General features: G+C 64.8%; 8 protein-coding genes and 2 tRNA genes. 7 read left to right on the forward strand and 3 right to left on the reverse strand.

Going from position 1 to position 13,395, the window contains the following annotated elements; genetic code table 11:
- Window positions 1–91: 91 nt before the first annotated feature.
- Complete coding sequence (locus F8197_RS14415) at window positions 92–2,089, reverse strand: ATP-binding protein (RefSeq protein WP_152882421.1); 1,998 nt, start codon at window positions 2,087–2,089, stop codon at window positions 92–94.
- A 141-nt stretch (window positions 2,090–2,230) separates the two neighbouring features.
- Here F8197_RS14415 and F8197_RS14420 point away from each other — a divergent pair, with 141 nt between their 5' ends.
- Window positions 2,231–3,112, forward strand: coding sequence for a ZIP family metal transporter (locus tag F8197_RS14420; RefSeq protein WP_152882422.1), 882 nt, complete (start codon window positions 2,231–2,233; stop codon window positions 3,110–3,112).
- A gap of 15 nt (window positions 3,113–3,127) precedes the next feature.
- Here F8197_RS14420 and F8197_RS14425 read toward each other — a convergent pair whose 3' ends face one another.
- Entirely contained in the window at window positions 3,128–4,138 is a 1,011-nt protein-coding gene (locus tag F8197_RS14425; RefSeq protein ID WP_152882423.1) for a glycosyl hydrolase 53 family protein, read from the reverse strand.
- Between the two features lie 339 nt (window positions 4,139–4,477).
- Here F8197_RS14425 and F8197_RS14430 point away from each other — a divergent pair, with 339 nt between their 5' ends.
- A complete protein-coding gene (locus F8197_RS14430) occupies window positions 4,478–5,932 on the forward strand; it encodes a polysaccharide lyase family 1 protein (RefSeq protein WP_152882424.1) in 1,455 nt (484 codons plus the stop codon).
- A gap of 64 nt (window positions 5,933–5,996) precedes the next feature.
- Here the strand turns inward: F8197_RS14430 and F8197_RS14435 are convergent, their stop codons facing one another.
- Entirely contained in the window at window positions 5,997–6,923 is a 927-nt protein-coding gene (locus F8197_RS14435) for a Gfo/Idh/MocA family protein (RefSeq protein WP_152882425.1), read from the reverse strand.
- Window positions 6,924–7,089: 166 nt separating this feature from the next.
- On the opposite strand from F8197_RS14435, the gene F8197_RS14440 reads away from it, so the two are divergent.
- The 5 genes from F8197_RS14440 (at window position 7,090) to F8197_RS14460 (ending at window position 13,387) form a co-directional block, all read left to right on the forward strand.
- Window positions 7,090–7,165: transfer RNA gene (locus F8197_RS14440), tRNA-Gly, on the forward strand.
- A gap of 48 nt (window positions 7,166–7,213) precedes the next feature.
- Window positions 7,214–7,289: transfer RNA gene (locus tag F8197_RS14445), tRNA-Gly, on the forward strand.
- Between the two features lie 191 nt (window positions 7,290–7,480).
- A complete protein-coding gene (locus F8197_RS14450; RefSeq protein WP_152882426.1) occupies window positions 7,481–8,743 on the forward strand; it encodes an efflux RND transporter periplasmic adaptor subunit in 1,263 nt (420 codons plus the stop codon).
- Between the two features lie 14 nt (window positions 8,744–8,757).
- Window positions 8,758–11,913, forward strand: a complete 3,156-nt coding sequence (locus F8197_RS14455; protein WP_152882427.1) for an efflux RND transporter permease subunit — start codon at window positions 8,758–8,760, stop codon at window positions 11,911–11,913.
- Window position 11,914: 1 nt separating this feature from the next.
- Complete coding sequence (locus F8197_RS14460) at window positions 11,915–13,387, forward strand: efflux transporter outer membrane subunit (RefSeq protein ID WP_152882428.1); 1,473 nt, start codon at window positions 11,915–11,917, stop codon at window positions 13,385–13,387.
- The last annotated feature ends 8 nt before the right edge of the window (window positions 13,388–13,395 follow it).

The raw sequence follows: 13,395 nt of genomic DNA on the forward strand, positions 1-13,395 counted from the left end.
ACGCGCCGGCCCCAGCCTTCAGCGCAAGGCGCAGCGACGAACAGCGTACGCAGCTACGGCAAGGCGCTGCAACGCCGCGATGCCGGCTTCGTCAAGTGCGCTGCTCGAGCATGCGGGCCAGTGCCGGAAAGTCGACCGGCTTGACCAGGTAGCGGTCGAACGGCGAATCGGCTTCCTCCGGGTTGGCGTAGCCGGTGACGGCAATCAGGCGCGCGCCGGCCGTATGCGCCTGTGCGCGCAGGCGGCGCGCCAATTCGCGGCCGTCCATTTCGGGCATGCCGATGTCGAGCAGGAACACGTCCGGCGTGTGTTCGGGCGCCAGGGCCAGCGCCGCCTTCGGGCTGTTGATCTCGACCACGTCGTGGCCGATGGCGCGCAGGCAGGTGGCCAGGGTCCAGGCGGCATCGACGTTGTCGTCCACCACCACGATTTTCAGCGGCTGCACCGCGTCGAAGCGGTGGCCGCCGACCGGCGCCGCGTCCAGCGGCGCGGCCTGGTGGCGCGGCAGCCACACGGTAAACGTGGCGCCCTGGCTTTCGCCGGGGCTGGCGGCAGCCACGCGGCCGCCATGCAGCTCGACCATGCTGCGCACCAGCGCCAGCCCCAGTCCCAGGCCGCCCTGGGCGCGGTCCGGCGTGCGCGCGGCCTGCACGAACAGCTCGAAAATGCGCGGCACCAGCTCCTGGTCCAGGCCCACGCCGTTGTCCGCCACCGATATCACGACGTCGTCGCCGACCACTGTCAGCGCAACCTCGATGCGCCCGCTGACCGGCGTGTAGCGCGCGGCGTTGCCCAGCAGGTTGGCCAGCACCTGCACCAGGCGCTTCTCGTCGCCGAGCACCAGCGCGCCCTCGTGGGTGATGTGGGTGTGCACCCGGTGGCCACGCTGTTCGATCAGCGGCGCCACCTGTTCCAGCGCGGCAGCCACCACGTGCTTGCAGTCGACCACCACGCGGTCGAGTTCCACCATGCCGCGCGTCACGCGTGAGACATCGAGCAGGTCGTCGAGCATGCCGGACATGTGGCGCGCCTGGCGCGACAGCACCTCGCTCATGCGGGCGATGCGGGCCGGGTCGGGCGGCGCAATGGCCAGCAGGTCGGCGGCGGCGCTGATCGGCGCCAGCGGGTTGCGCAGCTCGTGCGCCAGCATGGCGAGAAAATCGTCCTTCTGGCGGTTGCTGCGCGAGAGTTCGGCCTCCACCTGCTTCTGGCGGCTGATGTCGAGCGTGATGCCGTCGAACCGGGTGGGCGTGCCGTGGGCGTCGAAATAGGTGCGGCCCTTGGCGCGCAGCCAGCGCTCGCGCCCATCCGGCGCCACCACGCGGTATTCGACATCGTACATTTGCTTGTCGCGCACGCTCGCCTCGACCGCCGCGTGCGTGTGGGCCCGGTCGTCGGGGTGGATGCGCGCATAAAACAGGTCGAAATCGACCTCGGCGTCGAGCGGCAGGAAAAAATGTTCCTTGCAGGTGTCGTTCCAGTAGATTTTATCCATCGGCATCGGGCAATAGAAGGTGCCCAGTTCGCCGGCCTGCACCGCCAGGTCGAGCCGCTCGCCGGCCTCGGTGGCGCGCGCCTCGGCCGCAGTGCGGCGCCGCTCGCCTTCCTTGACCACCTCGATCACGCGCTTGAGATCGTCGAACGACCGCTTGACGTGCTCGGACGGATCGCCGGGTGGCAAGGTGTTGTCGCCATTGACCAGCGCCGTCATGTCGTACACGCGGTGAATGATGGCAACCACCTGGCCGTCCGCATCGAGCACGGGGAGGTTGGTGGGCAACCAGTATTTCACGATGAAACCGTCGCCCTTGCGGTCGGGCACGTCGTAACGCTGCAAGTCCATGGTGTGCATGCGCCGCGTGCGCAACACTTCGTGCAGCGAGGCGCACAGCCGATCGGGACCGTCGGCGTCGCTGGATGCAGCCGGGAAGGCCTCGAACAGCGGCCGGCCGATGACGTCGGCGCGCGACGTCATGGTGGCGGCCAGGTATTCGTCGGAGCCGTGCAGGATGACAAACTCGGGCGACACATCGAGCACGAGGATGGCGAACGGCAGGGCCTGCACTACAAGGGAGGTTTCAACTGTCATCGCGCGTCAAGTAAATGTTATCCTTGTCATTCTAGCACCCGCACGTTTGCGGCCGAAGCCACGCACACCATTGCGCATCCCGATGCGCCGCGCAGCCACAGACCCTGTACACTTTGTGTACTTTCGACAATTTTAAAATTCATGCTCAGATCCAGTTCCTTTACGCCGGGCCGCCTGCTGACGGCCGCCCTGATCGTCGGACTATGCGCGCTGGTGCTCGTGCGCAGCCCCGGTGTCCTCGCCGCCATGCCGCCGCCTGTTTATCATGCGCTGATCGGCGGCCTGTGGGCGGCTGCCGCCACGGCGGTCGGCACCTTGCCGGTGCTGCTGTCGCAAAGTTTTTCGGCGCGCACCTACGACGCCGCGCTGGGCCTCGGTGGCGGCATCATGCTGGCCGCCACGTCGTTCTCGCTGGTGCTGCCGGCCATTGCCGCCAGCAAGGGCGCCGGTAACACGCCCATGGCAGCGAGCCTGATGGTGGGTGGCGGCATCCTGATCGGCATGCTGATCGTGATGCTGCTCGAACGCCTGGTCCGTTCCGACAACGTGCTCGACAACACCAAGTCCGACAACGCCAACACCCTGGTGCGGGCCTGGCTGTTTGTCGGCGCGGTCGCGATCCATAATATTCCAGAGGGAATGGCAATCGGCGTGGGCTACGCCGGCGTGGACCTGAGCAAGGCCAACGCACTGACCACGGGCATCGCCATCCAGGACATCCCCGAAGGCATGGTGGTGGCCATGGCGCTGCGCGTGGCCGGCTACGGCCGCCTGTTCTCGGCCGCGCTGGGTACCCTGTCCGGCGTGGTGGAACCGATCGGCGCGGTGATCGGCGCCCTGATGATCGAAGCGTCGGCCGCCCTGCTGCCGTGGGGTCTGGCGGGCGCGGCGGGCGCCATGTTGTACGTGATCTGCCACGACGTGGTGCCCGAGGCCCAGCGCCGCGGCAATTACGGCACGGCGTCGTTCTCGCTGGTGATCGGCTTTATCATCATGATGGTGCTCGATACCGCGATGGGCTAGCGCAAGGTGGCTTGATTATTTTTCCATGAACGCATCAAGCATCGGCATCGGCTTGCCCTTGTAATCGAACGCGCCCATCGGGTAGCCCTTCCAGTCGTACGCCTGCGGCTCCCAGTAGAACGCACCCACGCCCATGCCGTTGTTGACTGCGCGTACCTTGGCCAGCAGGTCGGCAATGATGGTCTTGCCTTGCGGGTGGTCCCACGGCGCGCCTACTTCGGCCAGCATCACCGGCTTCTTGTAACGGGCAGTGACGTCGTTCATGGTGGTCAGGCAGGCGGCGGTGGCGGCTTGCCAGGTCATGTTCTTGGCCGTGGTCGGGTATGACGACGCGCCGATGATGTCGAACTTGCCGCCATTCTCGACCAGGCCGTCGAAGTTCCAGCGGAATTGCGCGCCGTCGTGGCAGTTATCGACATGGACGATCACCAGCGCCTGCGGGAATACCTGCTTGACCGCGTCGTAGCCGGCGGTGACGAAGCGCGCGTAGTTCTTCATGTTCTTGCTGGCCTCGCCCTCGGGCCACAGCATGCCGTTGGTGGTCTCGTTACCGACCTGCACCCACTCGGGCGTGATGCCGGCGTCACGCAATGCGGTGAGCGTGGTGCGGGTATGGTCGGCCACCGCAGTGGCCAGTTGATCGACGCTGTAGTTCTGCCAGGCGACCGGCTTGAACTGCTTGGCCGGATCGGCCCAGTCGTCGCTGTAGTGGAAGTCGATCATCAGCCGCATGCCGGCTGCCTTCACGCGCTTGGCTTTTACGAGCGTATCGCGCAGGTTGTTGTAGCCGTCCACCGGGTTGACCCACACGCGCAGGCGCACCGAATTCATGCCCTGCTCCTTGAGCGTGGTGAGCAGGCTCTGGCGCTTGCCGTCGCGGTTGAGCATGTTGCGGCGCGCGTCTTCCATCTCGGTGATCCAGCTGATGTCGGCGCCCTTGGCGAAGGTGCCCGGCTCGGCGGCGGTGGCGTGGTGTCCGCCAGCCAGTAACAGGCTGGCAAGCGCAGCGCGAAGGATGTTTTTCATGTCGTCTCTCTTGATGTTGGTATGGGCAAAACTAGCGATATGCTACGGACGGGCGCGTCGCGGGACCAATCATTTTTCCGCGAAAATGTATACAGAAATCGCATGACGCAAATCCAACATTGTCGGTTGCGTATTTCATTTCCCAGGACTACTATTCACCGGTCGTCGCCACCTGACCGACCTCGGCTTCCCCCAAGCCCTCGTCGCTAAGGCTGCAGGTACGCAAGGTGCCTGCTTCAGTTTCCGCCACGCGCGGTGCTGAACGTTCCCGTTTTCCATGCTGTCGCAGTGCTCGCGGAAACGGTCCATATCATTTATATAAAAATAGTGGAGACACCAATGAAACTCGCTTTAACGCTACTTGCCGCTGCCGCAGGTTGGCTTGCTGCCGCCAACGCAACCGCCGCCATCGACGCCGCCACCCTGACCGGCGCCAGCACGCCGCTGCAAACCGCCCAGTACGGCGTGCGCAATTACTCGGCGCCAGTCCTCACCGACGGCAAACACTCGCCCGCCAACTACATGGCCGCGCCGGCGCTGCCGGTATGGCGCTTCGCCCAGGCCGATCCGACCGGCGGCGTGCTCACCTTCGAGCGCCAGCCGGCGCCATCGAACGGCTGGCACGCGTGGTCGCGCAAGGGCGCAGTGCTGGTGACCGGCGGCGGTGCCGCGCGCGCCGACCGCGTGTACACCGTGTACAACGGCCAGCAACTGGTGGCGGCCATCAACCAGGCCGGCAACGAGCCGAAGATCATCCGCGTAATCGGCCACATCGACCTGCGCTGGAGCCAGAACAACACCGTGTTCCGCGAATACACGAGCTACCGCGACCAGAAGTTTGGCGGCTCGATCAACCTGCCGTCGAATACCACGCTGGTCGGCATCAACGACGCGCAAGGCCGGCCGGCGCGCATGACCGGCACATCGATTCTGATCGGCGGCGAACTGGCGTTGACCGCCACCGGCGACGAACAGGCCGACTTCAAGAAGTGGATTGCCGATGGCAAGGACGGCGACGACTACCCTACCTGGACCCGCAACGTCATCGTGCGCAATATCGCCTTCGACACGCCGTGGGATGTCAACCCGGAAGACTCGGCCAATGCCTACGCGGACGGCATCACGCTCTCGCGCGCGCAGAACATCTATATCTCGCACCTCTCGATCAGCGACGGCGACACGCCCGACTCGCTGGCCGGATCCACCAACAAGACCCGCCACGACGGCGCGCTCGACGTGGTGCGCGGCAGCGACTACGTGACCATTGCCAGCAACGTCTTCAACAAGCACGCCAAGACCACGCTGGTCGGCAATGGCGATGCGGGGCGCGCCTGGAGCGACGAGGGCCGCATGCACGTCACATTCTCGGGCAACTGGTACGACGGCGCCAGCACGCGCCTGCCGCTCAATCGCTACGGCCAGGTGCACATGTTTAACAACCTGATCGCCGGCAGCACCAGCACCAAGGACAGCGACGTCAAGTTCGAAGGTGGCACCGACGCGCGCTACCGCTCCAACATGCTGCTGGAGAACCACTACTACAGCTTCACCGGCCTGAAAGTGACGGAGGTGTGCGGCAAGGCGATCAAGGGCAAGGACTTCATCGGCTTCCGCTCGTCGGGCCACATCTTCACCAGCGACAAGTCAGGCACCAGCGCCATCGACGGCCAGTGCGGCTACGCGCCACCGACCGGCAACAACGTGTGGACGCCGCCTTATGCGTACACGCTGCAGACGGCAACGGCCACGTTGACATCGGTACCGGCCAATGCCGGCGCGGGCAAGCTGCCTTAACGGGAAATGAAAAACGGCCCGCGTGATAAGCGCGGGCCGTCTTTATTTTCTGCTGCGATGTCAGTTAATCGTGGAAAGCTTCTACTACCTTGCGCTTGCCCAGCATGAACGCATCGGCCACATGGCGCAGCGGCGCCACATCGACGTCCGACTTGCCAGCCTTGACCAGGGCGGCGAACACGCGGTACAGCGACGGGTACTCGGCTTCCTTCTCCAGTGGCTGCTCGACATCGTTGATCCACAGGCGCGAGCCGCCGTCCGACAGTTTCACTTGACCCTTGGCGGTTTCCACCAGGATGTCCCAGCTTTGCTTGCCAGTCTGGCGCCAGTCGAATTCGGCGTGCACACGCAATGCGCCCGCGCTCTGGAATTGCAGGTCGGCCGCAATCGGCGCTTCGCGGTTGTCCGGGAACTCCAGGCTGGCGCCGGACAGGAACACGCGTTCCGGCAGGATCTCGGTGACGATCGACAGCGCGTTGATGCCCGGATCGAACACACCGAGGCCGCCCGCTTGCCAGATCCATTCCTGGTTCGGGTGCCAGTGGCGCACGTCTTCTTTCCAGATCACGTGCATGCTGCTTGGCGCATGCTCGGCCAGGAAGGCCTTGGCAGGCTGTACGCCCGGTGCGTAGCGCGAGTGCCAGCTGGTAAACAGCGTCAGGCCCTTGGAAGCGGCCAGCGCTTCGAGGTCGGCCACTTCCGACAGGGTGGCGCCGGGCGGCTTTTCCAGGAACACGTGCTTGCCGGCGGTAAGCGCGGCGTGGGCGGCGCTGTAACGGTACTGCGGCGGCATGCACAGCGAGACAGCTTCGATTTCCGGCATCTGCGCCAGCATCTCTTCGATCGATTTAAAGCCGGGAATGCCGTCGACGGTATTGTTACGGCTGGCCGAGGCGATCAACTGATAATCGGGATTGGCGGCAATCGCAGGCAAGTGCTGGTCGTGCACGATCTTGCCGACGCCGACGATGGCGAGTTTGATAGCGGACATGGTGTCTCTTTCTAGATGTGAGTGAGGCGCAGTAATGCAAGCTACCGCTATGCTAAGTGAGGCCGCGATGCCGGACCAATGACTTTTGCATGGTTATACATAACCAAAACGATATGCCAATTTGCTCTGGCAACTTTTGAAAAACGTTGCTACAATAGCGCCCCATGCGGGAGTAGCTCAGTTGGTAGAGCGCAACCTTGCCAAGGTTGAGGTCGAGAGTTCGAGACTCTTCTCCCGCTCCAGTTTTCTTTCGGAAGGCTGGGTTGGCGCAGTCTGCAATTCACTCCAATGCGGGAGTAGCTCAGTTGGTAGAGCGCAACCTTGCCAAGGTTGAGGTCGAGAGTTCGAGACTCTTCTCCCGCTCCAGTTTTATCCCTCCCCCCTATTCGATCAAATCCGCGCCTGTTTCCATCGGGTGATGTCTTTTTGCGACTGTCGCAGTTACATTAACTAAATTTAATCAATCGCACACGCCCATTTAAGCCCCCACCCGGCATAGTACTGTGCGACCAGAAATACTTCGACCGCCACGACCAAATTGCCAACTGGACCGACCAATGCCCCTGACCACCCTTGCGCGCCGTTCCGTGCTCGCTGCTGCCGTTACCACCGTCACGCTCACCCTCGCCGCCTGCGGTGAAGACAAGAAACCCGCGCCGCCGCCCGTTCCCGAAGTGACGGTAATGGCGGTCAAACATGACAGCGTGCCGCTCAAGGTGGAACTGCCCGGCCGCACGGCGCCATTCCTGCTGGCCGAGGTACGCGCGCGCGTCGATGGCATCGTGCAGGAACGCCGCTTCGTGGAAGGCGCCGACGTCAAGCAGGGGCAGCCGCTGTACATGATCGACGCTGCGCCGTACCGCGCAGCACTGGCCAGCGCCGAGGCGACCTTGCAGCGCGCGCAGGCGAACCTGACGTCGAGCAGCGCGCAGCTGGACCGCTACAAGGTGCTCGTCGGCGGCAATGCGGTCAGCAAGCAGGCGTTCGACAACGCCGAAGCGGCGCAATTGCAGGCCGCTGCCGACGTGGCGTCCGCCAAGGCGGCCGTCACCACCGCCAAGATCAACCTCGGTTACACCAGCGTGGTCGCGCCGATCAGTGGCCGCAGCAGCGTGTCGCAGGTCACGCAAGGCGCTTATGTGCAGGGCGGTTCGGCCACCCTGCTCACCACCATCCAGCAGATCGACCCGATGTATGTCGATTTGCAGCAGTCGAGCGTGGAAGGACTGGCGCTGCGCCGCGATATCGCCGCCGGCGCGCTCAAGCTCGACGGCGCCAACCATGCCACCGTCACCCTCAAGCTCGAAGATGGCACCACTTATAAACGCACCGGCTCGCTGGAATTCTCCGGCGTGACTGTCGATCCGGCCACCGGCTCGGTCACCTTGCGCGCCAAGTTCCCCAATCCCGACCACCTGCTGTTGCCCGGCATGTACGTGCGCGCCTCGGTGAGCCAGGGCGTGCGCCCGGACGTGATGCGCGTGCCGGCACCGGCCGTCACCCGCAACGCGCAAGGCGAAGCGACCGTGATGCTGGTCGGCGCCGACAACAAGCTGGTGCAACGCACCATCGAAACCGGCGCGCTGGTCGATGGCCACTGGCTGGTGGAAAAGGGTTTGCAGGATAACGAACGGATTGTCACCAGCGGCATCCAGAAGCTCAAACCTGGCGCCGTGGTCAAGGTGCGCGCTGCAGCACCGGCAGCTGCGGCCAATGCGGCCAACGGCGCCGCTGCTGGCGGTGCTGCGACCACGCCGTCCGCACCTGCTGCTGCTGGAGCCGGCGCCACCGGCGCCGCCGCCCCTGCCGCCGCGCACTAAGGGACGGTCCGACAATGCCTAAATTTTTCATCCAGCGTCCGATCTTCGCGATCGTCATTGCGCTCCTGATCATGCTCGTCGGCGGCATCTCGCTGTTCAAGCTGCCCGTCGAACAGTACCCGCCGGTTTCGCCACCCACCGTGCAGATCCAGGCCACCTACCCCGGCGCCTCCGCCGAGACCATGCAGAACACCGTGGTGCAGGTGATCGAACAGCAGATGACCGCGATCGACAACCTGCTCTACATGACGTCCACCAGCGACGACACCGGCCAGTCCACCACCACCATGACGTTTGCTGCCGGTACCGATCCGGACATCGCCCAGGTGCAGGTGCAGAACAAGCTGCAATCGGCCGTGCCGCGCCTGCCCAACGATGTCCAGCAATCGGGCCTGCGCGTCAGCAAGTCCACGTCGGACTTCCTGATGGTGGCGGCGTTTGTCTCCGACGACAACAGCATGACCAAGTTCGACATCGCCAACTACGTGGCCTCGAACATCCAGGATCCGCTGTCGCGCATTCCCGGCGTGGGCAGCATGAACCTGTTCGGCACCCAGTACGCGATGCGCATCTGGCTCGATCCGATCAAGCTGCGCAGCTACTCGCTCACGCCGCTCGACGTCAACGCCGCGATCCAGGCGCAGAACGTGCAAATCTCCGGCGGCCAGCTGGGCGGCTCGCCCGCCGTGCCGGGCCAGACCCTGAGCGCAACCATCAGCGAGGCAAGCCTGATGCGCACGCCCGAACAGTTCCAGCGCATCCTGCTCAAGGTGCAGCCCGATGGCGCCGCCGTGCGCATCGGCGACGTCGCGCGCGTGGCGCTCGGCCCCGAGAACTACAACGTCGATGTGCGCATCAGCGGCAAATCGGCGTCGGGCCTGGGCATTTCGCTGGCGCCCGGCGCCAACGCCCTGACCACGGCCGACGCCGTGCGCGCGCGCCTGGACGACCTGAAAGCCTACTTCCCGCACGGCCTGCGCGTGGTGTACCCGAACGACATCACGCCGTTCATCAAGGTGTCGATCCACGAGGTGGTGAAAACCCTGATCGAGGGTATCGTGCTGGTGTTCCTGGTGATGTACCTGTTCCTGCAAAATATCCGCGCCACGCTGATCCCGTCAATCACGGTGCCGGTGGTGCTGCTTGGCACCTTTGGCATCATGTCGGCGCTCGGTTTTACCGTCAACACCCTGTCGATGTTCGGCCTGGTGCTGGCGATCGGCCTGCTGGTCGATGACGCCATCGTGGTGGTGGAAAACGTCGAGCGGGTAATGCACGAAGACGGCCTGGGGCCGTACGAGGCCACCGAAAAAGCCATGGGCCAGATCACCAGTGCCCTGATCGGCGTGGCGCTGGTGTTGTCCGCCGTGTTCGTGCCGGTGGCATTCTCCAGCGGCACGGTCGGGGCGATCTACCGCGAGTTCTCGCTCACCGTCGTGGCCTCGATGCTGCTGTCCGTCTTCGTGGCGCTGACCCTCACGCCCGCCTTGTGCGCGATGCTGCTCAAGCGCCCGGACCCGGACCACCACGAAAAGAAAGGCTTCTTCGGCTGGTTCAACCGCAGCTTCGACAAGAGCCGCGACCGTTACCTCGGCAGCGTGGGCAGCATCATCCGCCGCCGTGGCCTGTGGATGACGCTCTACGCGGTGATGATCGGCGTGGTGCTGTTCCTGTTCCTGCGCCTGCCCGGCGGCTTCCTGCCCAAGGAAGACCAGGGCTATATGTTCGTGCAGGTGCAGACTCCCGCCGGCAGCACGCTGGAAACCACCGGCAAGGTGCTCGACGAGATCAGCAACTACCTGCTCACCGACGAAAAAGCGATGGTCGAATCGACCTTCATGACCAACGGCGCCAGCCAGCCGCAGCGCGGCCAGAACCAGGGTCGCCTGTTCGTGCGCCTCAAACCATGGGACGAACGCGAAGACGACAAGCTCAGTGTGACCGCGCTCAGTGAACGCATCTCCGCGCGCTATGCGAACTTCCAGGGTGCGCAGATCACGGCGGTGGAGCCGCCCGCAATCCGCGGCCTCGGATCGGCTTCCGGCTTCTCGCTGCAATTGCAGGATCGCGGCAACGCCGGCCACGAAGCACTGGCCAAGGCCCGGGACCAGTTGCTGGAACTGACCAGGAAGGAACCTGCCCTGGGCCGCGTGCGCTACACGGGACAGGCCGACAATGCGACCTATAAAATCAATATCGACCGCGAAAAGGCGGCGGCGCTGGGTGTGAGCCTGACCGATGTCGATCAGACCTTCTCCACCGCCTGGGGTTCGCGTTACGTGAACAACTTCTTCGACACCGACAACCGCATCAAGCGCGTGTACGTGCAGGCCGATGCCCAGTTCCGCATGAACCCGGACGACATCAAGCTGCTCTACGTGCGCAACAAGGCGGGCGACATGGTGCCGTTCTCCGCGTTCGCCACGGCCCAGTGGTCGTGGGGCGCACCGGCCATGGCGCGCTACAACGGCATCGAGTCGGCCGAGATCCTGGGCCAGCCGGCGCCGGGCCACAGTACCGGCGAAGCGATGAAGATCATGGAGCGCCTGGTCGCTCAGCTGCCCGAAGGTTTCGGTTACGAGTGGAGCGGCATCTCGCTGCAGGAATCGCAGGCCGGTGCGCAGGCGCCGTTGTTGTACGCGCTGTCGATCCTGGTGGTGTTCCTGAGCCTGGCCGCGCTGTATGAAAGCTGGTCGATCCCGGTGTCCGTCATCATGGTAGTGCCGGTGGGTGTGCTTGGCGCACTCGGTGCGGCCACCATGTTCGGGCTGGAGAACGACGTGTTCTTCCAGGTGGGCTTGCTGACGACGATCGGTCTCTCGGCCAAGAATGCGATCCTGATCGTGGAGTTTGCGCGCGAGCTGCAAATCCAGGGTTACTCGATCCTCGATGCAGCGATGGAATCGGCCAAGCTGCGCCTGCGTCCGATCATCATGACGTCGATGGCGTTCGTGCTGGGCGTGCTGCCGTTGGCCATTGCCAGCGGCGCCGGCGCGGCCAGCCAGAACGCGCTCGGTATCGGCGTGATCGGCGGCATGCTCACCGCCACCTTCGTGGCGACGTTCCTGATCCCGCTGTTCTTTGTCCTCATCGCGGGCAAGATCAAGCAGCGCAAGCCATCCGAAGATGGACCGCCGCTTGCCATCGCCGCCAAACCGGAGGCGCACTGAGATGAATACGACTATTAAAACATTGATCCTTGCCGTGGGCGCCGCGCTGGTATCGGGCTGCGCCTTGCAGCCGGCCTACCAGCAGCCGGCCACCAGCGCCACGACCGCCACGCCGGCCTACCCAAGCGGTGCGGCCTACGCAGCGCCAACCACGTCGAACGCCACCGCTGCCGCAGACACGGGCTGGCAGGACTTCCTGGTCGATGAACGCCTGCATACGCTGGTGCGCATCGCGCTCGACAACAACCAGGACCTGCGCGTGGCGCTGCTGCGCGTAAGCCAGGCGCAAGCCGCGTTGCAATTGCAGCGCGCAGCGGCCCTGCCGACCTTGAATGCCGAAGCTTCCGGTGCGCGTTCGTCCAGCACGGCCAATGCCGCCAACACCCGCAACACCACGCAAAGCAATTCGGTGATGCTCAATACGGCGTGGGAGCTCGACGTGTTCGGCCGCCTGCAAAGCCTGAGCGACTCCGCGCGCGAACAGTACCTGGCCAGCGCCTACGGGCGCCAGGCTGCGCACATCCTGCTGGTGTCGCAGGTGACCGAGCAGTACTTGACCATGCTGGCTTACGACGAACAGCTCAAGGTGACCGATGAAACCTTGGGGGCCGCGCGCGAATCGTACCGCATCGTCAAGCTGCAATACGACACCGGCACCACGTCGGAACTCGATGAATCGCTGGCGCAAGTGACCTTGCAGCAGGCCGAGGCCAATCACGCCGCGCAAGTGCGCCTGCGCGCCCAGGCCGAAAACGCCCTGGTGCTGCTGCTCGGCCAACCGCTGCCCGAGAACCTGCCTGCCGCCGTGCCGCTGGCGCAGCAAACCATGCTGGCCGATATTCCGGCCGGTTTGCCATCGGACCTGCTGCTGCGCCGTCCCGACGTGCAACAGGCCGAGGCCCTGCTGCGCGCCGAATACGCCAACATCGGCGCTGCCCGCGCGGCCTTCTTCCCGCGTATCAGCCTGACCGCTGCTGCCGGCACGGCCAGCAATTCGCTGGGGGGCCTGTTCAAGGCCGGCTCCGGCGCCTGGTCGTTCGCGCCCGAACTGCTGCTGCCGATCTTCGACGGCGGCACGCGCCAGGCCAATCTCGATACGGCCCGCATCAACCGCGATATCGGCGTGGCCGAATACCGCAAGAGCGTGCAGACGGCGTTCCGCGAAGTGGCCGACGGCCTGGCCGCGCGCGGCACCTACGATACCGAGCTCGCCGCCCGCCAGCGCAATGTCGATGCCCAGCAGCGCCGCGTCACGCTGGCCGAACTGCTGTACAACAACGGCATCAACGACTACCTGAGCGTACTGACCGCCAAGACCGACCTGTACAACGCCCAGATCAACCTGATCACGGCGCGCCAGAACCGCCTCAGTTCATTGGTGGGCTTGTACCGCGCCCTGGGCGGCGGCTGGATCGAGCACACGGGCGATGCGCCGGCGGCGGCCGACAGCGGCGCGCAGATTCCCGCATCGTGATGGCGGGT

The organism is Duganella sp. FT27W (assembly GCF_009295655.1).
Taxonomy (GTDB): domain Bacteria; phylum Pseudomonadota; class Gammaproteobacteria; order Burkholderiales; family Burkholderiaceae_D; genus Rugamonas; species Rugamonas zoogloeoides.

Bases quoted from the DNA above. Each gene is read 5' to 3' on its own strand.
- F8197_RS14450 (WP_152882426.1), top strand. From the start codon at position 7,481: ATGCCCCTGACCACCCTTGCGCGCCGTTCCGTGCTCGCTGCTGCCGTT.
- F8197_RS14455 (WP_152882427.1), top strand. From the start codon at position 8,758: ATGCCTAAATTTTTCATCCAGCGTCCGATCTTCGCGATCGTCATTGCG.
- F8197_RS14430 (WP_152882424.1), top strand. From the start codon at position 4,478: ATGAAACTCGCTTTAACGCTACTTGCCGCTGCCGCAGGTTGGCTTGCT.
- F8197_RS14420 (WP_152882422.1), top strand. From the start codon at position 2,231: ATGCTCAGATCCAGTTCCTTTACGCCGGGCCGCCTGCTGACGGCCGCC.
- F8197_RS14415 (WP_152882421.1), bottom strand. From the start codon at position 2,089: ATGACAGTTGAAACCTCCCTTGTAGTGCAGGCCCTGCCGTTCGCCATC.
- F8197_RS14460 (WP_152882428.1), top strand. From the start codon at position 11,915: ATGAATACGACTATTAAAACATTGATCCTTGCCGTGGGCGCCGCGCTG.
- F8197_RS14435 (WP_152882425.1), bottom strand. From the start codon at position 6,923: ATGTCCGCTATCAAACTCGCCATCGTCGGCGTCGGCAAGATCGTGCAC.
- F8197_RS14425 (WP_152882423.1), bottom strand. From the start codon at position 4,138: ATGAAAAACATCCTTCGCGCTGCGCTTGCCAGCCTGTTACTGGCTGGC.